Annotated in this window: 29 protein-coding genes, 1 other RNA gene and 1 pseudogene; 14 read left to right on the top strand and 17 right to left on the bottom strand. The window is 45.5% G+C overall.

The window, feature by feature from the left end:
* Window positions 1-2: 2 nt before the first annotated feature.
* The 3 genes from ACFQZR_RS21450 to ACFQZR_RS21460 all read right to left on the bottom strand — a co-directional run bounded on the left by ACFQZR_RS21450 (window position 3) and on the right by ACFQZR_RS21460 (window position 2,599).
* Window positions 3-497, bottom strand: coding sequence for a cation:proton antiporter regulatory subunit (locus tag ACFQZR_RS21450; RefSeq protein WP_018755799.1), 495 nt, complete (start codon window positions 495-497; stop codon window positions 3-5).
* 267 nt (window positions 498-764) lie between these two features.
* A complete protein-coding gene (locus ACFQZR_RS21455; protein WP_379349741.1) occupies window positions 765-1,508 on the bottom strand; it encodes an exonuclease domain-containing protein in 744 nt (247 codons plus the stop codon).
* Window positions 1,505-2,599, bottom strand: a complete 1,095-nt coding sequence (locus tag ACFQZR_RS21460) for a DUF294 nucleotidyltransferase-like domain-containing protein (protein ID WP_379349743.1) — start codon at window positions 2,597-2,599, stop codon at window positions 1,505-1,507. The genes ACFQZR_RS21455 and ACFQZR_RS21460 overlap by 4 nt, the downstream gene beginning before the upstream one ends.
* A gap of 274 nt (window positions 2,600-2,873) precedes the next feature.
* On the opposite strand from ACFQZR_RS21460, the gene ACFQZR_RS21465 reads away from it, so the two are divergent.
* Both ACFQZR_RS21465 and ACFQZR_RS21470 read left to right on the top strand, forming a co-directional pair.
* A complete protein-coding gene (locus ACFQZR_RS21465) occupies window positions 2,874-3,299 on the top strand; it encodes a MerR family transcriptional regulator (RefSeq protein WP_379350930.1) in 426 nt (141 codons plus the stop codon).
* A 22-nt stretch (window positions 3,300-3,321) separates the two neighbouring features.
* Entirely contained in the window at window positions 3,322-4,005 is a 684-nt protein-coding gene (locus ACFQZR_RS21470) for a zinc metallopeptidase (protein WP_018755804.1), read from the top strand.
* A 30-nt stretch (window positions 4,006-4,035) separates the two neighbouring features.
* On the opposite strand, the gene gltC is transcribed toward ACFQZR_RS21470, so the two are convergent.
* Both gltC and ACFQZR_RS21480 read right to left on the bottom strand, forming a co-directional pair.
* Entirely contained in the window at window positions 4,036-4,947 is a 912-nt protein-coding gene (gltC, locus tag ACFQZR_RS21475; RefSeq protein ID WP_379350931.1) for a glutamate biosynthesis transcriptional regulator GltC, read from the bottom strand.
* A gap of 82 nt (window positions 4,948-5,029) precedes the next feature.
* On the bottom strand, window positions 5,030-5,629 hold the full coding sequence (locus tag ACFQZR_RS21480; protein ID WP_379349745.1) for a rhomboid family intramembrane serine protease: 600 nt from the start codon (window positions 5,627-5,629) through the stop codon (window positions 5,030-5,032).
* Between the two features lie 105 nt (window positions 5,630-5,734).
* Here ACFQZR_RS21480 and tpx point away from each other — a divergent pair, with 105 nt between their 5' ends.
* On the top strand, window positions 5,735-6,247 hold the full coding sequence (gene tpx, locus ACFQZR_RS21485; RefSeq protein ID WP_379349747.1) for a thiol peroxidase: 513 nt from the start codon (window positions 5,735-5,737) through the stop codon (window positions 6,245-6,247).
* A 92-nt stretch (window positions 6,248-6,339) separates the two neighbouring features.
* Here tpx and ACFQZR_RS21490 read toward each other — a convergent pair whose 3' ends face one another.
* The 4 genes from ACFQZR_RS21490 to cshA all read right to left on the bottom strand — a co-directional run bounded on the left by ACFQZR_RS21490 (window position 6,340) and on the right by cshA (window position 9,682).
* Window positions 6,340-6,732, bottom strand: a complete 393-nt coding sequence (locus ACFQZR_RS21490; protein ID WP_018755808.1) for a DUF1499 domain-containing protein — start codon at window positions 6,730-6,732, stop codon at window positions 6,340-6,342.
* Window positions 6,733-6,754: 22 nt separating this feature from the next.
* A non-coding RNA gene (gene ssrS / locus ACFQZR_RS21495) (6S RNA) lies at window positions 6,755-6,935 on the bottom strand.
* A gap of 35 nt (window positions 6,936-6,970) precedes the next feature.
* A complete protein-coding gene (locus ACFQZR_RS21500; RefSeq protein ID WP_379349749.1) occupies window positions 6,971-7,747 on the bottom strand; it encodes a YesL family protein in 777 nt (258 codons plus the stop codon).
* A 285-nt stretch (window positions 7,748-8,032) separates the two neighbouring features.
* Window positions 8,033-9,682: a degradosome RNA helicase CshA gene (gene cshA / locus ACFQZR_RS21505; protein ID WP_379349751.1), complete on the bottom strand. Its 1,650-nt coding sequence runs from the start codon at window positions 9,680-9,682 to the stop codon at window positions 8,033-8,035.
* Window positions 9,683-9,942: 260 nt separating this feature from the next.
* On the opposite strand from cshA, the gene ACFQZR_RS21510 reads away from it, so the two are divergent.
* The 3 genes from ACFQZR_RS21510 to ACFQZR_RS21520 all read left to right on the top strand — a co-directional run bounded on the left by ACFQZR_RS21510 (window position 9,943) and on the right by ACFQZR_RS21520 (window position 12,410).
* On the top strand, window positions 9,943-10,767 hold the full coding sequence (locus ACFQZR_RS21510; protein ID WP_379349753.1) for a YitT family protein: 825 nt from the start codon (window positions 9,943-9,945) through the stop codon (window positions 10,765-10,767).
* A 161-nt stretch (window positions 10,768-10,928) separates the two neighbouring features.
* Complete coding sequence (locus ACFQZR_RS21515) at window positions 10,929-11,117, top strand: hypothetical protein (protein WP_018755813.1); 189 nt, start codon at window positions 10,929-10,931, stop codon at window positions 11,115-11,117.
* Window positions 11,118-11,246: 129 nt separating this feature from the next.
* Window positions 11,247-12,410 (top strand): putative glycoside hydrolase, encoded by a 1,164-nt coding sequence (locus ACFQZR_RS21520; protein ID WP_379349756.1) that lies wholly within the window; start codon window positions 11,247-11,249, stop codon window positions 12,408-12,410.
* A 75-nt stretch (window positions 12,411-12,485) separates the two neighbouring features.
* On the opposite strand, the gene ACFQZR_RS21525 is transcribed toward ACFQZR_RS21520, so the two are convergent.
* The 4 genes from ACFQZR_RS21525 to ACFQZR_RS21540 all read right to left on the bottom strand — a co-directional run bounded on the left by ACFQZR_RS21525 (window position 12,486) and on the right by ACFQZR_RS21540 (window position 15,358).
* Window positions 12,486-12,695, bottom strand: coding sequence for a DUF3906 family protein (locus tag ACFQZR_RS21525; protein ID WP_314588754.1), 210 nt, complete (start codon window positions 12,693-12,695; stop codon window positions 12,486-12,488).
* 174 nt (window positions 12,696-12,869) lie between these two features.
* Window positions 12,870-13,838 (bottom strand): 6-phosphofructokinase, encoded by a 969-nt coding sequence (gene pfkA / locus ACFQZR_RS21530; RefSeq protein WP_314588752.1) that lies wholly within the window; start codon window positions 13,836-13,838, stop codon window positions 12,870-12,872.
* 37 nt (window positions 13,839-13,875) lie between these two features.
* Complete coding sequence (locus tag ACFQZR_RS21535) at window positions 13,876-14,958, bottom strand: tetraprenyl-beta-curcumene synthase family protein (RefSeq protein WP_379349759.1); 1,083 nt, start codon at window positions 14,956-14,958, stop codon at window positions 13,876-13,878.
* Between the two features lie 85 nt (window positions 14,959-15,043).
* Window positions 15,044-15,358, bottom strand: a complete 315-nt coding sequence (locus ACFQZR_RS21540; protein WP_018755818.1) for a hypothetical protein — start codon at window positions 15,356-15,358, stop codon at window positions 15,044-15,046.
* A 161-nt stretch (window positions 15,359-15,519) separates the two neighbouring features.
* Between ACFQZR_RS21540 and ACFQZR_RS21545 the strand changes: the two genes are divergently transcribed.
* Both ACFQZR_RS21545 and ACFQZR_RS21550 read left to right on the top strand, forming a co-directional pair.
* On the top strand, window positions 15,520-16,689 hold the full coding sequence (locus ACFQZR_RS21545; protein ID WP_379349761.1) for an MFS transporter: 1,170 nt from the start codon (window positions 15,520-15,522) through the stop codon (window positions 16,687-16,689).
* 85 nt (window positions 16,690-16,774) lie between these two features.
* The gene (locus ACFQZR_RS21550; protein WP_018755820.1) at window positions 16,775-17,422 is read left to right on the top strand and encodes a nitroreductase family protein; all 648 of its coding nucleotides are present in this window, start codon (window positions 16,775-16,777) and stop codon (window positions 17,420-17,422) included.
* A gap of 148 nt (window positions 17,423-17,570) precedes the next feature.
* On the opposite strand, the gene ACFQZR_RS21555 is transcribed toward ACFQZR_RS21550, so the two are convergent.
* Together ACFQZR_RS21555 and ACFQZR_RS21560 are read right to left on the bottom strand one after the other, a co-directional pair.
* A complete protein-coding gene (locus tag ACFQZR_RS21555) occupies window positions 17,571-17,768 on the bottom strand; it encodes a cold shock domain-containing protein (protein WP_018755821.1) in 198 nt (65 codons plus the stop codon).
* A gap of 69 nt (window positions 17,769-17,837) precedes the next feature.
* Entirely contained in the window at window positions 17,838-18,542 is a 705-nt protein-coding gene (locus ACFQZR_RS21560; RefSeq protein ID WP_379349764.1) for a methylase, read from the bottom strand.
* A gap of 189 nt (window positions 18,543-18,731) precedes the next feature.
* Between ACFQZR_RS21560 and ACFQZR_RS21565 the strand changes: the two genes are divergently transcribed.
* From ACFQZR_RS21565 to ACFQZR_RS21590, 6 genes are all read left to right on the top strand, one after another.
* The gene (locus tag ACFQZR_RS21565; protein ID WP_018755823.1) at window positions 18,732-18,965 is read left to right on the top strand and encodes a hypothetical protein; all 234 of its coding nucleotides are present in this window, start codon (window positions 18,732-18,734) and stop codon (window positions 18,963-18,965) included.
* Between the two features lie 28 nt (window positions 18,966-18,993).
* On the top strand, window positions 18,994-19,176 hold the full coding sequence (locus ACFQZR_RS21570) for a hypothetical protein (protein WP_379350933.1): 183 nt from the start codon (window positions 18,994-18,996) through the stop codon (window positions 19,174-19,176).
* Window positions 19,177-19,355: 179 nt separating this feature from the next.
* The gene (gene pepF / locus ACFQZR_RS21575; RefSeq protein WP_379349767.1) at window positions 19,356-21,149 is read left to right on the top strand and encodes an oligoendopeptidase F; all 1,794 of its coding nucleotides are present in this window, start codon (window positions 19,356-19,358) and stop codon (window positions 21,147-21,149) included.
* Window positions 21,150-21,266: 117 nt separating this feature from the next.
* A complete protein-coding gene (locus ACFQZR_RS21580) occupies window positions 21,267-21,614 on the top strand; it encodes a LapA family protein (protein ID WP_379349769.1) in 348 nt (115 codons plus the stop codon).
* Window positions 21,598-22,641 (top strand): M42 family metallopeptidase, encoded by a 1,044-nt coding sequence (locus ACFQZR_RS21585; RefSeq protein WP_379349771.1) that lies wholly within the window; start codon window positions 21,598-21,600, stop codon window positions 22,639-22,641. Before ACFQZR_RS21580 ends, ACFQZR_RS21585 begins: the two co-directional genes overlap by 17 nt.
* Window positions 22,642-22,676: 35 nt before the next feature.
* The gene (locus ACFQZR_RS21590) at window positions 22,677-23,456 is read left to right on the top strand and encodes a hypothetical protein (protein ID WP_379349773.1); all 780 of its coding nucleotides are present in this window, start codon (window positions 22,677-22,679) and stop codon (window positions 23,454-23,456) included.
* A 46-nt stretch (window positions 23,457-23,502) separates the two neighbouring features.
* On the opposite strand, the gene ACFQZR_RS29015 is transcribed toward ACFQZR_RS21590, so the two are convergent.
* On the bottom strand, window positions 23,503-24,063 hold the full coding sequence (locus tag ACFQZR_RS29015) for a hypothetical protein (RefSeq protein WP_483874917.1): 561 nt from the start codon (window positions 24,061-24,063) through the stop codon (window positions 23,503-23,505).
* 18 nt (window positions 24,064-24,081) lie between these two features.
* A pseudogene (locus ACFQZR_RS29020) lies at window positions 24,082-24,396 on the bottom strand (ATP-binding cassette domain-containing protein); the annotation flags it as partial.
* Window positions 24,397-24,564: the final 168 nt, after the last annotated feature.

Genomic DNA, 24,564 nt, shown 5'->3' on the forward strand with positions numbered 1-24,564 from the left:
CATCACTCTCCGTTCATTAAGATTTGTTTCAATTTCATAATTTGTTGACGCTCTCCCGCTACGACCAGGGTCGCATGTGCTTTGAGAACACTGTCTGGTCCAGGATTAATGACACGCTCATTCTCTTTGCCCAGCATGGCAATGATCGTCGCACCTGATTGATGGCGTACATTAATCTCTCCGATGGTCTTGCCGACACATACCGCATGGGGCTCAATTTTGTACCATTCAATAATGAGCTCATCCAGCGCCACCTCGATACTCTCCAGCGCTTTCGGCTTGTAAGCCATTCCCCCGACGATTCCCGCGATCTGTCTCGCTTCATCATCGTCCAGCGTGATCATCGAGATGCTCTCATCCGGATCTTCATGGTCAAAATGATACATTTCCCTTCTCCCGTCATCATGTACAATGATGACAAGCTTATCTTCGCTGCGGGTTTCGATCACATATTTGTGCCCAATCCCTGGAAGATCACAATCTCTGATTTGCTTCATTCACAATACCTCCAGCTTATTTTTTTTGAAAAGCAGTAATATTATATCATAAATCCACCCCTCATCCCCAGCATGATGCACAACATGTATAGATTACCAAGTAATTGTTAGGAGAAAAATACCACTAATGGATTCGATCAACGATGCCTATTCATTGCATAGATATCTTTTGCCTTGTATTAACAACCTTATTCTCTACATATTGGGTATTCTCATGCATACAAAAAAACACCCCCAAAAGGAGGTGTTTAATCAAATGATATCCATCTAAGATGAACTTAAATACGCATATAATTCCGATAACGTCGTGACTTGCCGTTCACGCATTCTTCGCACATACTGCGACCATAATGCAGCGGTCATTCGGGCATCTTCTAATGCATGGTGACGCGTCGTCACCTCAATCTGATTCATTACCAGCAATTCATCCAGTGTATAGTTGCGGGACTCCTTCTCCAGCCACTTCGCAACGAGCATCGTGTCTACGAGTCGATGAGACCAGCGCGCCCGCCAAGTTTTCCAGAATGCAGAGACTAAGAAGGCTTTATCATGACCACTGGCATGGGCTATCAAGACATCTGAACCGACAAATTGCATGAAACGTTGAAGTACCGTCGGAAGCGGCAGACCATTCACCAGCATCGCATTCGAGATTCCCGTCAACTGTTCAATTTCGGGCGGGACCGTCTGATTCACTTGAACGAGCGAATAGAACTGTTCCCCCGTATTGATCTCTTCTCCCTTGACTCGGACTGCCCCAATCGAGATAATTTCATCCCCATGATTGGGTAGGAACCCCGTCGTCTCTAGATCGAACACGACCACAGATAATTCTTCCAAAGGAACGTGCAGCACATTGGGTTTCCGCTGCTCCTTCAACGTGTTTCGCATAAACGCAATTTGCTCCGCTTTCGCATTTGGAACGCCGATAATGGAAGAAAAAGCAGATGAAATCTCACCCCTTTTCAGTGCGCTCCACCAACTTCCTTCCGTTGATCCCCGATCCTTCATCGTTCATTCCTCATCTGCACACGTATTTGTCGATTCAAATAGCGTTGTAAGCCCTGTACAGCTTGCAACTCCTTCTTCAATGCTCTTACGACGTCTCGTGTTAAGTCCAATTCAGTCACATATCCATGGCTCACGTATTCACCCTCTTCGATGGCAAATGGTATCGTTGCCCGCCTTGCTAATACCGAACGGAAAGCCATCTCACATGAGCTAAGAAGCTCTGTATCCTGGGACCCATTCTGCTTCAAATACATGAGGCGTTCCCACGTGGAAGGTTGCTGAAGTGCATAGAATGCATCTCGATCCAATCTTAACCCTGTAGTAATGGCTAGATAACGAATTCCATTCACTAGCGGAATATAGGCCCCATACTTCAAGTTCACCCCCCCGGCGAACTCTCCGAACCTTTCCCGAATTATCTGGCCAAAAGAATTAATCGGCGCTTTATAGTACAACGTGTTGCGCAGCATCGCTTCCGCAATACCAGGTGTACGCTTTAGCAGGTTCGCATATAAGGCTCGCCATTCTGCCGCAAGGTCCTCGTCACCAAATACAGGACGCATGTCGGATGCAATCAGCAAATAGCGTACATGCTCCCAAGATAAGTCTTCAAGCCATAACCTCAATTGTTCTTCCCATTGCTTCATCGACTTCCGCCATACACTGTTGCTTACGAGCACCTGCCCCTTGCACCTCGGGAATCCAAGCACTATCAATTGTTCAACGATCACTTCCGAGAAGTGCTCGAAGTATTCGAGTACGGAGCTATCCGTCGTATCCTCCATGATCAATCCATGATCCTGGTCGCTCCCTTGTACTTGTTCACTTCGACCGCCGCTTCCGAACAAGACAAATGCATATCGAACAGGCGGATGCCCCCAGCCCTCCCTGATAAGCATTTGCTCACATAGACGAATCGTTTCTGCAATCAGTGCATCATGCCATCGATTCAGCTGGACATTCCACTCGAGCACTTGGGTCGAATCCACAGCTTGGCTCCACAATGTCTGATACTGATCACGTAATAGACGTACCGCGTGAACCGATGTCGCTGCCCCTAATGCTTCCATTGCGACTTCCATTTGCTCCATCCGCCTACCCCCATGTTTATCCCGTGTCACATTTCATAACATAAACATTCAACTCTAGCTGAATTATAACGAACAAGTCTAGGGCGCACAAGCATCCTTTTGTTAAAATATGTGTATTCGATAAGAATATACCCTGATGATGTCAATTTACATCACTCGAGTTCCAGAGATCCACACGACAAACCATAACGTTTGACTGTATACTTTGATGTTTAGTATGATACATAGATAGCAATCTTAAGAAGCGAGGTGCCTAACATTGGACACAATCAAAATGTATCGCATCAGCGAACTAGCAAGAGAAGCAAATGTAAGCCTGCGTACGATCGACTACTATACAAAGCTTGGCTTGATTGAACCCGAGCAACGTTCCAGCAGCAATTATCGTCTCTATAGCGATGAAACCTTAATCCGTTTACAACGTATTAATCAGATGAAGCAAGAGAAATACACGCTCGATGAGATTAAACACAGCTTGACGGAATGGAGCAAGGTAACGCGAGAAGAAGAAGTATCACAGCGATTGACCGCACTTCAGATGCATATGGCGCAATTAGAACGTGAGGTGAAGGAGCTAAGTCCAGTCATCGAACAGCTCAAGCCGCGACAAGCAAAAAATTTATTCAAAAACTTAACTCCGCAAAGCGCCGCAGTCATCGAAGCGTTACTGCTATTGCTCAGCAAAAACTCAATTATGTAATTACAATAGGAGGGCTATACCAATGACATTATCAACATTTATGTACATCCCAATCTTGCTAGCCTTTATTTTAACGATATGGGCACAATTTCGAGTCAAAGGAACATTCAACAAGTGGTCTGAAGTTCCAGTTCAAAGCGGACTTACAGGATATGAAGCAGCTAGACGAATGCTGGATGCCAATGGGCTCCATGATGTTCCCATCGAACCCGTTCGCGGCGCATTGACAGACCATTACGATCCGATTGCACGAGTGGTAAGATTATCCGAACCGGTCTATTATGAGAATTCCATCTCAGCCGTATCGGTTGCTTGTCACGAAGTCGGTCATGCGATCCAACATCAGCAATCGTATTCCATGCTTGTCCTTCGCCATCGGATGTTCCCATTCGTGAATTTCGCCTCTGGCGTCGCGCCGTTCTTGTTGCTCGCAGGATTCATCTTCGACTTCATGAACTTAGTCGGTATCGGTATTATCTTCTTCTCCGCTGCGGTAGCTTTCCAAGTCGTTACGCTCCCTGTAGAGTTCAATGCAAGTAATCGGGCACGTGACATTATGGTCTCTGAAGGCTTTATTACGAATGATGAAGAACGAGGCGTTGCCAAAGTATTGAACGCCGCAGCACTCACTTATGTCGCCGCTGCGCTCCTATCGCTCCTTGAGCTTTTACGTTACATCTTAATTTTCGTGAACAATCGCGATTAATACGAAGAAACCAAAAAACTCCCATCCGTGCTATTTTACGGATTGGGAGTTTTCTCTATTTTCGAAGAACTGTAACAAAAAGGCGTAGAATACAGCAGCAACGGGTGATAATTTATCATCGATTCGACGGATGAGACCAATCGGTCGTACGACCTTCGGCTCCCGGATGCGAACCCTTGAAGGCTCCAGCTTCTGTGTCTGGAATAAGGCCATGTCTGGAAGTAAGCTAACGCCCATCCCTGCAGCGACAAGGCCGCGTATCGTATCTGTCTCTTCTCCTTCGAAGCTAATCTTCGGTGAGAATCCAGCCTGCTCGCATGCATCCCATACGATGGGCCGCAAGGAATAACCTTGGCTAAATAAGACGAACATTTCATCCTTCAACTGTTCCAATACGATTGATTCTTCTCCGGCAAGCGGATGATTCGGCGGTACGATGGCTGACAGCTCCTCCATCAAGACAATTTGACCTGTCACTTGCTCGGACTCATCGGGAAAAGGCGATATGAATGCCAGGTCCGTGTCTCCTGAACTGACATCTTTGATCAGCGATGCATAATTCCCCTGCTTGAGACGAAATTTCACATTCGGATGGATCTTCCGAAACTCGGAGACCACTTCCGGTATTAGATGAATACCTAAGCTGTGTGGAAATCCTAGCCGGACCTCCCCGCAATTCGGGTCATGAAATTCATGGACTTCCTGTACGGTTCGCTCTAGCGAGCGCAAGACCGCCTCAATACGCTTATACAGGAGTTGACCGACAGGGGTTAGCTGAAGATTACGCCCCTTCTGTATAAACAACTTTACGCCAAGCTCTTCCTCTAACTGGTGAATCTGGCGGCTGACAGCCGATTGTGCCACATGCAGCTCTTCCGCCGCTTGCGTCACATGTTCTTTCTTTGCTACTTTCACAAAATAATACAACTGCCTTAATTCCACTGATGTACACTCCGTTCTTGGCGTCAATACAGCTACTGTACCATGCCGCCTTTGTGCTTTCAATGAAAAAATGTAATCGTCTTCACAGTCTAAGCTTACGAATCAATCCGTAGAGGATAAACCCAGCGACAAGCCCGCCAAGATGCGCCCATAAATTCACACTCGCTACCATAACGGAATAGACTAGCCCCATGCCGAGCAGCATATAGATCGTCTGTCTTGAAGGAGGATCCAATAATGATCGTTGCAACAGAACAATGAATAGATACGCTCCGTAAATGCCGTAAATTGCGCCTGAGGCGCCCGCCGACAAGGTTGGACCACTTGCCATCAAATCACTAAACACATTCCCTAGCAGGCCGCTGAAGAGGTAGAACAAGGCATACTGCCACGAGCCAAGCAAGCGTTCGAGCGGTGGGGCGAAAACGAACAGCGCAAAAGAATTAAACAATAAATGATCGAACCCGATATGAACAAACATCGCTGTGAAATATCGCCAATATTCTGTCGCATAATGTGAATCATTCAGCATCGCTCCATATTTCAGAAGCGTATATGCATTCGTTGATCCACCATCAAATGCCATCAAGATGAACACCACGATATTGGCAAGCAGTAGAACCGACGTCACAGGATAGAAGCGCAAATAACTCTTGAAATTCTCATAACGAATAAAAATCATAATCCATCACCATTCCCTAAATATATTGTAAAACAATTAGACATTTTCGACTCAAAACAACTATAATAAATTCTGGAAGCAAGATATCTAAAGGAGGCAATATCCATGGCACAAGAACGTACAGTAGCATTCAAAGGAAACCCGATCACATTAATCGGTCCAGAACTTAAAGCAGGTGACAAAGCTCCTAACTTCACATTGAACAAGAACTTGCTTGAAGAAGTAACACTTCAAGACTATGCAGGCAAAATCAAGCTGATCAGTGTTGTTCCTTCCCTCGATACAGGTGTATGCGATGCACAGACACGTCGTTTCAACGAAGCAGCAAGCAAGCTTGGCGATAATGTCGTTATTCTTACTGTAAGTGCTGACCTACCATTTGCACAAGCTCGTTGGTGCGGCGCAGCGGGCATCGATAAAGTAATCACGTTGTCTGACTACAAATCCAATAGCTTTGCAGAAAACTACGGTGTATTGATCAAAGAATTCCGTCTAGACATGCGTGCTGTATTCGTGGTTGATGCGAACGATACGATTACATATGTAGAAGTGCTCTCCGAAATGACTGAGCATCCGAACTATGAAAATGCGATCGCAGCTGTCCAAGCGCTTCTGTAATCGTAATACGTAGTACGTAAAAAGCGAGCGAAGGTTCCCCTTCCTCGCTTTTTTGCTGTTCCTATATAAGATTCAGGCAGCGCCTGAAACATTTAGCTCGATGTTTTATATGATGATAGCTTCTTATCTAGAATCGCGAACAATTCCATAATCACACGATAATTGGATCCCAGATCCCCCATCCCGCCGCGCGATGCAGAGAAAATATCGACTGCAGATTTGGTCGGTCCCACAGATATTACGGATACTGTAATATCCATCGTTCTGCCGGTAACCGTTCTTTTCTCCAGTGTAATTTCACCAACAGAATGCACTTCATGAAGCAGCTTGTACCCTGGAATTTTCTTAAGTGTGGATACAACCTCTTCCCATGCACGATCTTTAGATAAACTATAGTAATGTGATTTTAATTTAGGGTCTTTGGCACGATCGCCAGTTGCTTCATAACTGCGCAAGATGCCGATTAGAGCTCTTTTGAGTGACAACGAACTTCCTCCCTTGTATGTACACAAACCCGCAAATGCCGTCCGATTTCTTATGCTTCTGAACCTACTCTCGCAGGTGGGTGTCCGCAGAGTTACCTTTGAAGTCCCAGTGAAGGGCGTGTCAGCCGCAACTCGATTTGAACTCCCTAGAAACCGTTATTGGTTCAAAACAACGTGAAATCGAACGAACACCGCAGGATGTAACACCTATTATAGTACCTTGCAGTCCAAAAGTAAACTAAGTGGTCGGCTTGTCCTCGCTAAGCGCTGCCTCAGCCTCAGCTTCTTCCTTCTCAGCTTTCTCCAGTGCATCCTTCTCTAATTGCTGCTGCATCTTCAAATAAATCAAATGGAAGTTATAGAATGCGAACGTAGCAATGATACTGCCAGTAAAGAAGATAATCAAGAACGGATATCTCAAGCTGAAGTAACCGAGAATACCTGCTCCAAGTACAGTTGTAATGGAACGGATCGGTCGGATGACGGTCAGGAGAATCGCATTCTTAATCAGTTGTAGCGTTTTCATATGATAGTGCACGATCATCGAGAAGAAGTTGAACATCGAGATCAGCAATACGATCAGCAATACCACCATCACAATACCAACGAATTGGAAGCCCTTCAATTGGGTCATATACACTTGTAAATCCACATACATAATGACAGCGAGCAGCGTGTAGAAAATACCGCCGATCATTGCTTGTACATAGTTCTGCTTATACCCTTTGAAGTACGTCGAGAATAGTTTGACATCCGTCTCACCCATGACCCATTTACGAGCGACCGTGAACATCGCTGCGGTTGCAGGGAATAATGTGAACGGAGCTACAATCCCCATTGCCCAGTTCATTGTAATCGACTCATTCACTAGGTTTTGTTGGACCACTAACAACTTCGTAAACGCGAAGAACAAGAATGGGGACGAACATAAGATCCAGAGCAAATTAATAGCCGACAAGCGCATAATCCATTCCGAGACCCGATATAATCCTCCCATAACGCCTTTAAATTCCAAACAAATTACCTCCTCAGCAAATCATCAATGCTTGTATATTATATTACTATAATACAAGTGGCCTACTATTTGCTACCGCCTATTTTAGTTGGACTGGGTAGCAGTCTAAATGGCTAGCACCTAACCACACCATAGGATACACTGTAATCCCCAACCACTTTCATTTCATAGAAGGAGGTTACAGTATGGGCGACTTCGGATGCGGCGGTTTCGAATTCACATCTACTGGCGGAATTTTTGATGCACAAAAAAAAGACGAAGCCTTACGCTTCGTCTTCTTCCATTCTATACGTCACTCATACTCTCAGGACGTTTCGCTGGTTTACGGCCTTCACCGCTATTCGTACGTGGTCTGCGATCTCCTTCGCCACTTGTGCGAGGTTTGCGATCGCTGTTACCACGGTACCCACTGCTGTCTCCACCACGGGAATAACCGCCTTCACGGCTGCCATATCCGCCTTTGGAGTATCCGCCGCCAGAGCGGTTGCCATCACGACTGCCTTCACGACGGTAAGAAGATCCTTCGCGGTTCCCGCCGCCGCCTTGACGGTTGGATCCGTAGCTGCCAGATGGCCGACGTCCGCTAGTACGGATGTCCGGTTTACGGCGTTTTGCACGAATCGGCTCTTCCGGTGTCAATTCGATTACACCATCTTTCTTCTCGCCTGTGAGCAATTTCATAGCCGCCGATAGCAATTGTACGGAATCATATTGTTCGAGTAATTGAATTGAGATTGCCTTGAACTCGTTGTATTCTTCATTCTGAACGATCTCAAGAATACGCTCAGCTGTTAGACGTTGTTTACCTTCGATAGCTTCTGCAAGACTTGGCAATGGCTTCTTCGGAATGCGATGTCTTGTCACTTTCTCAATGAAGTGCAAGTGATCGATCTCACGAGGTGTTACGAAGGACCATGCTGTACCTTCTTTACCTGCGCGGCCTGTACGACCGATCCGGTGTACATAGCTCTCAGGATCTTGTGGAAGGTCAAAGTTCACTACGTGAGTCACGCCACTCACATCAAGTCCACGTGCCGCAACGTCTGTTGCCACGAGTACATCAATGCTGCCGTCACGGAATTTACGCATAACGGTATCACGTTGGTTCTGAGACAAGTCACCATGCAATCCGTCAGCAGAATAACCACGCTTCTGCAACGCTTCGGACAATTCGTCAACACGGCGTTTCGTACGTCCGAATACAATTGCAAGCTCTGGAGATTCCATATCAAGCAAACGGCTAAGCGCTTCGAACTTCTGACGTTCATGCACTTCAATGTAAGCTTGATCGATAAGTGGAGCACTTACTTGCTTAGGAATAACCGATACATGTTCTGGGTTTTTCAAGAATTGTTGCGCAAGCTTCTGGATGTTCGGAGGCATTGTTGCCGAGAACAACATCGTCTGACGCTCATCAGGAACGAGCTTCAAGATCGATTGAATGTCTTCCATGAAGCCCATGTCGAGCATTTCATCTGCTTCATCCAAGATGACAGTCTGTACATCATCCAGTTTAATGGTCTTACGATTGATATGGTCAAGCAAACGACCTGGTGTACCGATAATGATTTGAGGTTTCTTCTTCAATGCGCGGATTTGGCGAACGATATCTTGTCCACCGTAAATCGGTAGGGAGCGAGTACCTTTGAAACGTGCAAGCTTTGCAATTTCTTCAGATACTTGAATCGCTAATTCGCGTGTGGGTGTCATGATTAGTGCAACGATACGTTCTTCGGTAACTGGAATTTTGTTGATAAGCGGAATACCAAATGCTGCTGTCTTCCCTGTACCTGTCTGTGCCTGTCCAATCAAGTCTTTCCCTTCCATTGCAAATGGAATGGATTTCGATTGGATCGGAGTGGATTCTTCAAATCCAAGTTCCGTAATTGCCTGGAGCAGCTTCGCGTCCAAGCCAAAATCTGTAAAGTTCATCAATATAGTTCATACTCCTTCTTTATCTTGGGGGGTAATGGACATTCCCCATCCTAAACTGTATCCTTAAGTAGCGAAAAACATTTTGTATGCGATCCCCTGTATTTCAATTCATATGCATATATAATGCACAAATCCAACTGCAAACATCGTCGCAGTTGGAAAATAATCCCTACTCAAGAACATCTAATATATTATATCACAAATTAGATGGAGAATACCAGCGACTAACTTGCTAAATACTACATATGAGGTGAATTTCATTGAAAAAAGTATGGGAAATCGCTTCCATGATCATTGGAGCGTTTTTTATAGCCGTGGGGTCTAATTTGTTCATTATCCCTCATCAAATTTTGAGTTCCGGCTTGAACGGACTCGCGATGATCACGGGTTATTTCACTAACTGGAATATCGGATTGTTGTATTTGATCTTCAACGCCCCGATCCTCGTTGCAGGATGGTTCATCCTCGGGAAACGATTTATCTTCAATAGTATGGTGTCCGTTGTTGCGGTAACTTGGTTCATGCAATTGTTACCAGTGTATCAGTTTAACGACACCCCTATTCTTGGCGCTGTATTCGGCGGATGCCTCATTGGTTTTGGTGCGGGAATCTCCCTTCGAATGGGCGGATCTTCCGGTGGATTCGATATCGTTGCTTCCATTATTTCCAGATACCGCGATATTCAGCTGGGGATGATGATCGTCGGATTAAATGGCTTCATCATTATCGCCCTTGGATACATGAAGGACAACTGGGATTTGGCCTTATATTCCATGCTCTCCGTATTTATCACGGGAAAAGTAATGGATGTGATCCATATTAGCCATATTAAAGTTACTGCCTTCATTATTACGAATGAGACGGAGCTTATGCTGGAGAAGTTGCTTGGCTTGCCGCGTGGTGTCACCATCATCAAGACGCGCGGTGCCTATTCGGAAGTGGAGAAGGATATGCTGATGACAGTAACGACGCGTTATGAGTTAGCCGAACTGCAGAATATCATTAAATCTGTTGATAAGAAGGCTTTTGTAAACATCGTTGAGACCGTCGGTGTAATGGGCGCGTTCCGCAGACGAAAACCGTAAGTGTCGCTACTTTTTATTGGGAAGATGTGTTATAATCAAATGGATTTAAATTGGAAATAAATCATTTGGCATAGTTTTCAGGTTTTTACCCTTTGTTTCACGATGTACAGCTTTTCCGAACTCGTAATCATGATTTCGATGAAAGGGTGATCGCTGTGGAAATGGAAACGGTAAAACTGTCCGAGATTGTGTTAAAATGGTACCCTGATCTTATTCCGTTCCTTCGCCAGACGGAACTGGATCGCAACATCGTACTACGGGACGGTATCAACATCTTAGGTCCTGGAGATGCAATGGAGATTATTCATTACAGCATCTGTGATAATCAAAAAAATGGTTACATTCATTAAGCAGCTCCCCTGTAGATGCCTCACTTCTGCAGGGGAGTTTTTTCTGCAAAATCCTCCATAATGCTCTATAACGAATCTCTCTTTTTCGCTATAATCTAGTAATAGCCTAAGAGGAGAGTGTACCCTTTCATGAATATCCTATGGTCTTTATTACTCATGGCTCTGAGCTCCTTAAGCCAGACACCAGCGCACCAAGACACTAGCTCAACGCAGTTAATGAGAGCTGCCCTGCAAGCCATTAGCGCCGAAGCGAATCCGAGCGGTCAGATCTCGAATCCATTCGCTGCGCTTGATCCACAGCAGCATGCTCCCAAAGTGAAGGGCATCTATGCAACCGCATACAGTGCCGGCGGCGAACGTCTGAAATCCTTGTTGCAATTAATAGATTCGACTGAGCTTAATGCGATGGTCGTTGATATTAAAGATGACTCCGGATATATCACCTATAAGACGGACAATGCGAAGTTAGCGCAGCTTGGATCACCTAAGCCCTTTATCAAAGATATTCACCAATTCATGGAGACACTACAGAAACATCAGATCTATCCGATCGCCCGAATCGTCGTCTTCAAGGACACCGTACTTGCGAAGAAGCATCCGGAACTCTCTTTCGTCAAATCCGATGGATCCGTGTGGGCGAATGGCAAGAAGGACAGCTTCGTGAATCCCTACAAGAAAGAAGTCTGGGACTATAATATCGAACTAGCCAAGGAAGCTGTGAAGCTAGGTTTCCGTGAAATCCAATTCGACTATGTTCGGTTCCCTGAAGGATTCGAGAACAAGGCCAAATCGCTCAAATTCACAACGAATGACAAGTCGCGCGTACAAATTGTTGCCGATTTCGTCGATTATGCGAAGCAGCAGCTCGCGCCTCTTGGTGTACGCGTATCCGTAGATATTTTCGGTTATGCAGCGTCCGTCCCTGCCGCAGAAGGCATTGGACAGGATTTCGTGAAAATATCCGAGCATGTCGATGTGATCTGCCCCATGGTCTATCCAAGCCACTACTCAACCGGTTGGTACGGCGCGAAGAATCCGGATATCGAACCTTATCGTACGATTAAAGGCTCCATGGAGGATACACACAAAAAACTTTCTCCACTCGCCGAGAAGAAGCCTATCATCAGACCATGGATTCAAGACTTCACTGCAAGCTGGCTCGGAAAAGGGCATTACACGAAATATGGCAAACATGAAGTCGAAGAGCAAATCCGCGCCTTGAAGGATACCGGCATCGATGAGTACCTATTGTGGAACGCTGGCAATCGGTATACGGAAGATGTGAAGTACTAGGTTGGATTTAACGCCAATAAGAAGAGCCCTGTATACCATCTGAGCGAATGGTATGGAGGGCTCTTGTATTTCAAGTCACTTGCGATGCGTCTCAATCACGTAACCCGCACCCTTATCCAATCTTTTCTTCTCTAGGATACTAACCTCAAGCTGCGCCGGTGAAGCTAGGAAATGACGGTCCATGTGAGATTCGACATAGGAAAATGCTTTCTCGTCCGTCTCCGCTACGACAATGAGATAGACAAGTTGTTCTTCCAATTCAATTTCAATACGATATAAGTACATAAGATGACTTCCCCTTCCACATTCTTATCCTTACTATCCCGATGAGGATTAGATTCATTATATTGAAAAACCTCCCAAAAAGCTTGTACAAAATTTCTGCCATCCCAAATACAAAAAGACTGCTCCTCCGTCATCTCCAAATGACTTCAGAACAGCCTTTCTTGTTATGATTGATTATTTCGAAAGACGTAGAGCAAGATCGTACAATTCCATATCAAATGCTTTCTTCGTGTTCACAACCGTATCAATATCGGTCATCACTAATTCACCTTTAATGACACCGCATGATTTGCCTGATTGGCCTTCCATTAACATACGTACAGCATAATCGCCAAGACGGCTTCCTAGTACACGGTCATTGTGCGTTGGGCAGCCACCGCGTTGAATGTGACCCAATACGGTTACACGCGCATCCACGTCAACACGCTCCGTAATGCCTTTGGCGATATCTTCACCGCGGCCAACGCCTTCTGCAACGATCACGATACTATGGCGTTTGCCATGTTCGAAATTGTCTTTCATACGATTCGCTACATCATCAATGCTGAATGGTACTTCAGGGACAAGAATCGTCTCTGCGCCGCTCGCAAGACCAGCATACAACGCGATATCACCGCAATGACGTCCCATAACCTCAACGATAGAGGAGCGTTCATGCGAGCTCATCGTATCGCGCAATTTATTGACTGCATCCACTACAATGCCTACAGCCGTATCGAATCCGATCGTAAAGTCTGTGAACGCAATATCATTATCAATTGTGCCTGGTAAACACATCGTTTTGATGCCAAGTTTGCTCAATTTGTTCGCGCCTTGATATGAACCATCTCCACCGATAACGACTAAGCCATCGATACCGTATTCACGTAGAATATCCGCACCTTTTTGTTGGCCTTCAGCCGTCATGAACTCTTTACAACGAGCCGATTGTAGAATCGTTCCGCCGCGTTGGATAATATCACCAACACTACGCAAGTCCATCGAACGGATTTCTTTGTTCAATAGCCCTTGGTAACCGCGTTGAATACCGAACACTTCGATGCCGTAATATAACGCACTACGCACGACTGCACGAACAGCCGCGTTCATCCCTTGAGAATCTCCCCCACTAGTAAGAACTGCAATTTTTTTGACTGCTGACATATCCTTATCCTCCTTAAAAAATCCATCTTTTCTCTATCTATGATTTATGTTTACGTATCCAAAGGCTATTCCCCCAGAAAAACAACCGCGTTAACGGGCTTTTCCGCATGAGACGCTTGGAGACGGACTTCACATGCTGTTGACTCGTCACCTTTGGGTCTGACAAGTATAAAGCAATCAATCCTTCTATCACCATACGATGGAACTGCGAATCAGGCAAGTGCTTCACATCTTCTCTCGCCCCTTCGACCACCATCACCATCCGCTCGATTAAGGTCTCTTGCTCATCGTAATAGTTGCAGAAATTCAAATCCCCACCCAAACGATCTTCTTCTTGGTCAATTAAATAATCAAGCATAATATGCAATCCGCATACATGCGGGAAATAAGCTCTTCGAATATCACTTGCCTCGCGTACGGTCAGATTAGGTCTTGTTGCAGCTGTGAACAGCATGAATACACCTAGGGTCGAACCTGTCGCTGCAGCGAATTCATTCCAGTGCAAATGAGGAGATTTATTCCGATTCTGCTCCCACCAGGCGGTTAGCTCCGATTCTCTAAGATCATGACGGATATGCTTGTACACTTGCAAATCGACATACAGACCCACCAATTCTTCCAGATAAGACATCACTTTCCCATAGGACGGAAGCTGCCTGATACAAGATTGGCAAGTCGACACGAGATTATGCAGGTAACCATCGTCTTCATGCTCAGGATGGTAAGCGTAATAATTTTGAAGTGGAGCTTCGGGGTTAATCGCATCTAACATCGACTGATGGAGCTGGCGAAAATCAACCGGATCCATGGAGGTGCTGCGATCACACAGGTTATCCAAATAATCGCTGATCGTCTGAAATGCCACGATGAGTGGAATCAGCACATCTTTCTGCGATATATCCAAAGCTGCGTACACCGCTCCGCCTTGACAATGGAACTGCTTCGTCGCGATGCTCGCAAGCGCTTGTCGGCGAAGCTCTTCATCAGGAATCGACTCCGCTTGTTCCTGCCAATAACCAAGTGATTGCTTAACGCCTGGCAAAATAACACGATACACGCGGAACATCAGCTGTATTGGATTTAGTGGTGCAGTGAATTGTCGCTGTTGTGTTAGACTCAATACGGGGTGCCTCCAAAAATGCATTCATTTTCATGTGAATCATTCCTATTATAGTACGATCAGTCATAATGCACAAACCGCTACATTAGGCATGCATTCTCGTACGTACCTCTTGATTCGTGCGGTACCACAAATGCAAATCATTAATTTGACTAGCAATCTCGGCGATCTCCGAATTTAGCTGGCAGCTGACCTCGAAATTTTCTTCATCAAATAATTGTGACTGTTTCTTATTAATTACGCGCTCAAGCGCTATGATTCGGTTCGGGATTTTTCCCCGGATCCATTCCCATCGAACAAGAATAGCTTCTCGCTCTACAACACTATATTGTTCCCACTCTTGAGCAAGCGCAGGCACATGAATACCTAACCGCTCGTCGAATTGAAAGACATTCTCCATCTCTATCTCCTCCATGAAAAAGAGTCCAATAGTAAATGTACCACTCACAACGAAGGAAATCTATAATATTCAGCACAGTTCCAAAAGAGCATTCCAGAACCCGGAGGCAGGTGCTATACTAATAGTTATTTCGATACCCATTCTAGATTGGAGCTCTCAGCATGTTGTTCAGACGAAATGGATCCCCTATGATGCAAGATTTTCATTGGTTGCGAATGTTCGTATTCTCACTCTATACGACCACGTCACTCATTACAGCCTTTTTTCCGCTCTATTTCAGCGGCATTGGCTTCTCGAATGTCCAAATCGGATTTATTTATTCGATTGGACCCTTAATCTCGATTTTCTCGAACCTCATCTGGGGAATTGCTAGCGATAAGTTCCGTACGATCAAGAAAATCGTTCTCATCCTACTCGTTGGCCAATTATTCATGGTCTTACTATTAACGCAATCTACCTCTTTTGCCGTCATTTGCATTCTGATGTTCGTGTTTAATTTCTTTTATTCTCCCATCAACCCATTAGCTGATACATGGGCGATCATGACGATGCAGAAGCGCGGTAAAAATTTCATGAGCGTGCGAATCTACGGGTCATTCGGATTTGCTATCGCATCACTCGTCCTCGGGTTTATTCTGAAGCAAACCGGGGCCCATATTACGCTGTGGGTATGCCTTCTCCTAACCGGATGTTCGCTGTTAATTGCCCTATTCGCAACGGACCAACAGGGCGCAACAGCCAAGAAGATGGAACTCGGTGGGCTACTGAAAATTCTGAAGCAGCGCGAAATCGTCTGGTTCTTCCTGTTGCTGCTCTTAGTCGCGGTATCGCATCGATTCAACGATGCCTTCATCTCACCTGTTCTACGAGGAATGGGCGCAGATGAGACAATTATCGGATGGGCATTATCCGCTTCTTCGTTAAGTGAAATTCCTGTCTTCTTCCTTCTTAGCAAATACGGCTCGAAGTTCAAAGAGCTTCCGCTCTTGTCGATCGCCAGTCTCATGTATGCCGTTCGTTTCTTGCTGATGAGTGTCGTTACGGATCCGGCGTGGGTCGTTGTCATACAGCTTATGCACAGCGTCACATTTGGCATCTACTTTTTTACCGCTGTTCGTTACGTAACCAATCTCATCCCGGATGAGTATCGCGCGACAGGACTGGCATTCTTCACGATCATCTGGTCCTCGCTCGCAGGCCTCATCAGCGGATCTGTCGGCGGCAGCCTGCTCGATATCAGCAAAGGAACATTATACATGGTCGCTGCGAGTCTGGCATTGATCGGTTCGATCGGCTTTATGGCGCGCTATTTGATCGCCAGAGATCAATAACCGACGCGAAATTCCTTGCTTTTTCCAATCTTCGGGCTATAATGAGAAAAGGATTTAGGACCAAGTAATAAAGGCGGGGAAAATCATGGATTTCGAACAACTCAAAGCAATTATTCATGGACGTCGAAGCGTCCGTAATTACACCGATCAATCAGTCGCGATTGCAGATATCGAAGATCTCATTGATTGTGCGCGTTATGCTCCAAGTGATACGAATTCACAGACTTGGGAGTTCATCGCCATTACGAATAAAGACCTGATCAAACAAATTGAGGGATTGACATGGGATCAGCTTCATGCGCTTGCAGCCGTATCGGAGACGAAAGGTCTTAACCGTGAAGCACGCCTACTCGTGAAGTCTTTCGGACCTTATGCGACAGCCTTCTCCAATGCTCCTGTCTTGATCATTTGTCTAGCAACACCATACAACTCGAAATTCCGTGAGAAAATCTTCGACCCGATTGAGCTTGCTTCGGAGAGCGTATGGGCGGAGGAAGGAATCAAGAGCAGCTGCCTTGCAACACAGAACCTCATGCTCGCAGCGCATGCCAAAGGGCTTGCTACTTGTCCTATGACAGGACCTGTCCTGCTCGCTGAACATCAGCTGAAGGAATTGCTTGAAATTCCTGATGATCGTCAAGTCAACATGGTCATCTCACTTGGTTACCCAGCCGATCAGCCGAGCAAGCTGCCGCGTAAAGACGTTCAAGACATTCTTCGTATTATTGAATAAATAACGTGCAAGACCCCCGTTATCCTATGATCGCGGGGGTCTTGTTTTACAACAAATGAAGCTGTTAGAAATACAAAAAAACAGATCCCAGAATGAACTGAAATCTGTGTGATGAACATGCATGGCGCAATTTATAATGAATAGTTAATTATAATTTCGTTACGCTAGCCGCTTGTGGTCCACGGTTGCCTTGTGTAATTTCAAATTCAACCGATTGGCCTTCTTCTAGAGTTTTGAATCCTTCGCCTTGGATCGCGGAGAAATGAACGAATACATCGTCGCCGCCTTCCACTTGAATAAAACCGTAGCCCTTCTCAGCATTAAACCATTTTACTGTTCCTTTCAAATGAACAACCTCCTAATATGCCGCCTTTAATGGCGATTATTTATATTATATCCGAAATATTGGAAATGTTCAACGAATCTTTTTGATCTCAAGAAAGTCGGACGAGCCTGGTATGAAAGGCAATTGACTGGACTTGAAGGATACCTGATGGCCTGCTTGTTCAAACTCTTGCATCATGGTCGACATCGCTGGGTATCCTGCCCACCGTAGTGATTTCAGCGGATAGATGAGCACACTTCCACCCACCGCGCAAACGCGAATTAATTCCTTAATTGCTGATATATGAAATGCATAATCGAATTGATCTGCGTATAAGAAGAGAAAGTGACTGCAAAAAACATGCTGAAATGTATGATCATCGAAGGGTAGTTCAGGCAGCTTCGCAAAGATATAATGCGACGGATTGCTTTGATAATCCGCAATAAATTGCTCTGAGGACCTTATGCGTCTATCGCGGTGCTGGGCCGGGTCTCCGTAGAAGCTCCAGTCGAACGTCTCTTGTATCTTCGTAAGCTTGGCTGTTGAGGTCTCAATCTCCTCCGATGCATAACGCGCTAAATACGCCGCATCGTAATGGAATATCGGGTCTGCCGCTACAGCCGTGTACCCGCGTGAATTCACTTCCGCCGTGAAAGACGACGCACCGCCTGCCACATCCAAGATTGTCCCTTGTGCTAAATCTGCCTCTGTAAGGGCGAACATTCGCATATACTCCTCATACGAACGACATGTCATAGCTACACCTTGCTGTTCATACGCTGGATAAAAACTCATCTCAACCACACTCCTCAGCTCATCTCAACTCATCTCTTCAGCCTCATTCGGCTTTGTTATAAATTACCACTTATACCCATACAGAGCAAGATCAAATTATGACTTAATATTTGCTTTATATCGCGCTGTACGTTATCATTTTACACAAAACAACGTAACAAGAACTTACCTGAAGAACGGAGCTTATAAATGATTAAAAAACATGTAATATACAAAAAAGACAACTGGAATATGATTACGGTAGAGGTCCAAGGCAAGTATATTGTCCTTCGCGAAATTTCGGACCAATGGGGCGAAGAGACGCACACCTTCTTAAGTCGTCCTGCACTCATGAACTGGGTTAATAACCGCTTCCCCAAATCGGAGTATATAGATAACTTGGAAGAGTGGAATGACATGATGGCGAATTTCCGACAAGTCTAAGCCAAGCTCACGAAATGAGGTGATCCCCATAGACTCAACCAGTATTCTCATCTTTATCATTCTAGCCTTTTCGATGGGTGCCATCCTTATTATGAAGAAAGATTCAATTCCTGCGCCTCTGCGCCGGGTCATGGCTATCATTACGATTCTTCTCGTGGCATTCGCCTTTTTCTTAATCGTATACAGCTCATTTCATCTAGGTTCAGCTTAATTGATAAATGACAGGCATCAGGGTCATACTATTGACAAATTTTACGGCGCAGGAGTGATCTTGTGAGACGAGGAATTTGTCTTTTATTGATTACATGTCTATTGCAACAGACTGTCATCCCCATCGCGGCCAGCTCTCCTGCTGAGCCCGCGCAATCTATCAAACCTAGGAGGGTTCCAATGAGTCAAATCGTTAAGCGTCAAGATGTACCGAAAGAAGATCAATGGAAATTAGAAGATTTATTCGCATCTCAAGGGGCTTGGGATCAAGAATACAAGCTGGTGAAAGATCAGCTCGGCAAAGTATCCGCCTATCAGGGTAAATTAACTGATGCAGCTGCAGTCAAGGCTTGCTTCGACTTGGAAGATGAGATTTCACTACATACAGAACGTCTTTACGTTTACGCAAACATGCATCATCACGAAGATACCGCTGAACCTACATACCAAGCATTATCCGAGAAATCCAAAAAGCTCAGTGTGGATGTCGGTGAAGCATTATCATTTATTACCCCGGAAATATTGTCATTATCTGATGAGCAGCTCGACAGTTTCATTAACAATTCAGATCTCAGTAAGTATAAATTTACGTTGACTGAAATGAAACGCCAGAAGGCGCATGTTCTCTCGAAGGCAGAGGAAGCATTGCTCGCACAAGTCGGCAATATCTCACAAGCACCGAATACCGTCTACAGTATGATCAACAATGCCGATATGAAATTCCCGAAAGTCAAAGATGAGAAAGGCGTGGAACGTGAATTAACACACGGCAGCTACATTCAGTTCCTCGAGAGCGATAATGTGGAGGTACGCAGAAACGCGTTCAAAGCCGTCTACGAGACCTATGGTAAGCAAAAGAATACGATTGCTGCAACACTCAATGCGAACGTCACCAAAAACATCTTCTATTCGCGTGCACGTAAATATCCATCCGTACTTGAGATGTCACTCTATGGCGACAACATTCCAAAAGAAGTGTATACGAATCTCATTGATACTATCCATGAGCACCTGCCTCTAATGCACCGCTATATGGAACTACGCAAGAAATTGCTTAAAGTCGATGAACTTCATATGTACGATTTGTTCGCTCCGCTCGTCGAAGAGTTCAAAATGGACATTACCTATGCAGAGGCCAAGAAAATGGTCAAAGAAAGTTTGAAACCGCTAGGCGATGATTATCTGAACAACCTGCAGCATGGATTCGATGATGGCTGGATTGATGTCCACGAAAACGAAGGCAAGCGCAGTGGTGCATACAGCTGGGGTGCATACGGCACACACCCTTACGTGCTCTTGAACCACAAGGACAATCTCAACAGCATGTTCACGCTTGCACATGAAATGGGTCATGCGCTTCACTCTTTCTATTCCGATACGAACTTAGAATATCGCGATGCACAGTACACGATCTTCTTAGCTGAAGTTGCTTCAACTTTGAATGAAGCCTTGCTCATGAACTATATGCTGAAGAAGTCAGAGAACGATCCAAAAATGAAAATGTATCTGCTCACATACTACGCTGATCAATTCCGTACAACGGTCTTCCGTCAGACGATGTTTGCAGAGTTCGAGAAAATCATTCATGAACGTGCAGAACAAGGCGATGCTCTGACACCGCAAGAGCTCTCGAAGATTTATTACGACCTGAATCTCCAATATTATGGCAAAGGCATGGTCGTGGATCAAGACATTGAGATGGAGTGGGCACGAATCCCTCATTTCTATACCAGCTTCTACGTCTATAAATACGCTACCGGATTCTCTGCAGCAACAAGCTTTGCGAAGCAGATTCTCGATGAAGGTGCACCTGCTGTAGAACGTTATCTTGGATTCTTGAAGAGCGGCGGCAGCGACTATTCCATCAACATCCTAAAACGTGCCGGTGTCGATATGTCCTCACCGCAGCCGATTCGGGAAGCGATGGACGTGTTCAAACAATTGATTGAAGACATGGAGAAACTTACGAACTAGTTAGATACACCCCCACACACCCCGAAAACGAATTAACGCTATACGAACAAAATCCCTTGCCTGCTACGGCAAGGGATTTTATACTATAAGGTACGCTGAAGCTTTAGGAGGAGTCATATGAAAATTCAATGGTCATTAATATTAGGACTCGTATTTGCATTAATTACGGCGATCTTCGCTGTCATTAATGTAGATCCCGTCCAAGTCAATTTGCTATTCGGAGTCGTCCAAGTTCCGCTCATCCTGCTTATCTTGGGATGCACCTTGCTGGGTGGCTTAATCGTCGGTTCTTACGGAATTTACCTTCAATACCGACTACAGCGCAAGCTTAAGGCGACCAAGACGGAGTTACAACATATTATCGATGCAACAGGCTATACATACCCAGTATCTCAAGATGCGCTATCATCCACGCATCCATCTAACCCAGACGAGGAGAAATCGAATCATGAACCTACCCTTTAACCAAGATTATGTCCTTGATTTTCTCGAAGAAATCCTAAATACCCCTAGCCCTACAGGCTACACGCACCACATTATGGAGCGAATTGAAGCTGAGGCACGTTCGTTAGGTTTCGAATTTGAACGTACGCAAAAAGGCTGCGGCATCATTAGCGTTCCAGGAAATGATCCATCTCGGACGATCGGACTTACTGCGCATGTTGATACCCTCGGCGCCATGGTTCGCTCGATCAATACGCGCGGTACACTCCGGATTACACCGGTGGGCGGTTATATGATGAATGCGATTGAGAATGAATACTGTACAATCCATACGCGCGATGGACGCATTTATAGCGGAACGATTCTCACGACACACCCGTCCGTTCATGTCTACAGTGATGCTCGCGATTTCAAGCGTGATGAAGCTAATATGGAGATTCGGATTGATGAATTAGTCCATACGAAAGAAGATGTCATGAATCTTGGCATTCGTACAGGCGACTTCGTCTCCTTCGATCCCCGCGCTGTTATCTTCGATAACGGCTATGTGAAGTCACGCCATCTAGATGACAAAGCAAGTGTCGCTGCGCTGTTCGGTATTCTGGAATCGATTCATCGTGATCGCTGGACACCGGCCTATAATTTGAAATTGATCATTACCAACTATGAAGAGATTGGACATGGCGGATCCTATATTCCAGCAGAAATCGATGAGCTGATTGCGGTCGATATGGGCGCAATGGGGGATGATCTTGCATGTACTGAGCTGGATGTATCGATATGTGCTAAAGACTCCTCTGGTCCCTATGATTATGGTATGACGAGCAAGTTCATCCGTCTTGCTGAACGTGAGCAGATCCAGCATGTCGTTGATATTTACCCTTATTACGGTTCCGACGCATCTGCTGCGCTTCGCGGCGGCAATAATATCAAGGCAGCACTCATTGGACCCGGTGTACATGCCTCCCATGGTATGGAACGCACTCATATCCAAGCCGTCATGAATACCGCTAAATTACTCGCAGCCTATGTAACGGATACGGAATAGTAAATTTGGCGTTGAGGTCATCAGGAGGTGTCCGGGTGCAATTCCCTATGAAACGGTTCCAGTGTAGCAAGATCAGAACACGCACGCTCCTATTCATACTGGCATTCATACTGATTCTAGCGATTAATATCTTCTACTTCATCCATACCAAGGCGAAGTATACATATAGTCAAGTTACCGCAACAAACGGGATATCCCTGCATGTACTTCATACGACACCAGACCATATTCAGTTGAAGGCGATTGATAGCAATGTTACGGATACTGGAGACATAGGCATCAATGGCGGATTCTTCTATGGACAAGATATCTTATCCATTGCTGTACAGAATCATATCCCTGTGAAAGATGAGCCGCGTGCCTATGGATCAGGTTGGTATAACACCAAATATGATCGCGGCACCCTGGTCTGGGATGGATATCAAAAACAGTTCACTGTTCAGTCTGTTAAATCCGTGGAAGAACTGGATGTCTTCGATCGCAGTCAATATTGGGCACAGGGCGGCGTCAGCATGAATTTGGCCAATGATTTCATCTGGGGCCTTGTGATCTATTATCAAGCACTTCCTGCAGCACATGAGGCCAGGCTGCGCAGTGGACTTGTCTATGACAGTATGAATCAATTGTATCTCGTCGTCACACCAACGCCTTGCACAGCCGATCAATTCCGGCAAGCCATCCAAGAACAGATTGCTCCAGGGCAGTATAAAGAAGGCATCTTCTTAGATGGAGACGGATCTTCTCAACTTGCTTCAAATCAGTCCACGCTCACAGGAGATCATCGTAAAGTGCTTCAGATGATTAGCATTGAGTAGGAAAATGAAGCCATTCGGTGAACGGAAAAATAGCACAGAGCTTGTCCTAAGACTTGCTCTGTGCTATTTTATCGGCTAATTCGTTCAGATAGGTCCAGCGTTCCATTAACGCCTCAAGCTGTTCTTCCAGCCTCCGCTGCTCCTCTAACAACTCCTGTAGACGAGCGGAGTCACTGAAAGCCTCCTCCATCTGCTTCGCGACCGATGCCATCTTCTGTTCCGTTTTCTCTATGACACCGTCGATCTCATCAAATTCTTTTTGCTCTTTATAGCTGAATTTCAAGCGTTCTTGCTTCTCTCGTTTCGGCTCACTTGCTTCCTCACGTGTCCCAGCGCTTGCACTGCTGTTGCTGCTTACACTTGCACTCGCGCCATACTTCGCCATGTATTCTTCATACTCGGTGAAATTGCCTACATGATGACGAATCTTCCCATCACCTTCGAAAGCAATAATCTTCTCTACCGTACGATCTAGGAAGAAGCGATCATGCGATACGACAAAGACGACACCTGAGAACTCGTCCAAATAATCTTCAAGTACGGACAATGTCTGAATATCCAAATCATTCGTCGGCTCATCCAGCAGCAAGACATTCGGCGCGCTCATGAGCACACTAAGAAGGTACAGTCTGCGTTTCTCGCCGCCAGACAGCTTAGCAATCGGTGTCCACTGCATCGTAGGTGTGAAGAGGAACCTCTCTAGCATTTGAGCCGCTGTAATCGAACTGCCATCTGCCGTCTGAACGACCTCAGCGATTTCTTTAATATATTCAATGACACGCATCGAATCGTTCATCTCTTGGTTTTCTTGCGAGAAGTAACCAAGCTTCACTGTCGGCCCCATCTCAATGCTGCCTTCATCAGGAGTAATATGACCTGCAATCATATTGAGTAAGGTTGATTTCCCGCTGCCGTTCGGCCCAATAATCCCTACACGATCCTCGCGAACCGCAATGTACTCGAAATCACAAATCAATTGCTTACCATCAATCTGCTTCGATAAATGCTCGATTTCAAGTATCTTCTTCCCTAACCGCGAAGATGCCACCGAGACATCTACTTTATTGTTCTGTCTAAGACCTTCCTGCTCCTGCAGCTTCTCGAAGCG

It is taken from the genome of Paenibacillus sp. GCM10027629, assembly GCF_042676425.1.
GTDB lineage: Bacteria > Bacillota > Bacilli > Paenibacillales > Paenibacillaceae > Paenibacillus_K > Paenibacillus_K terrigena.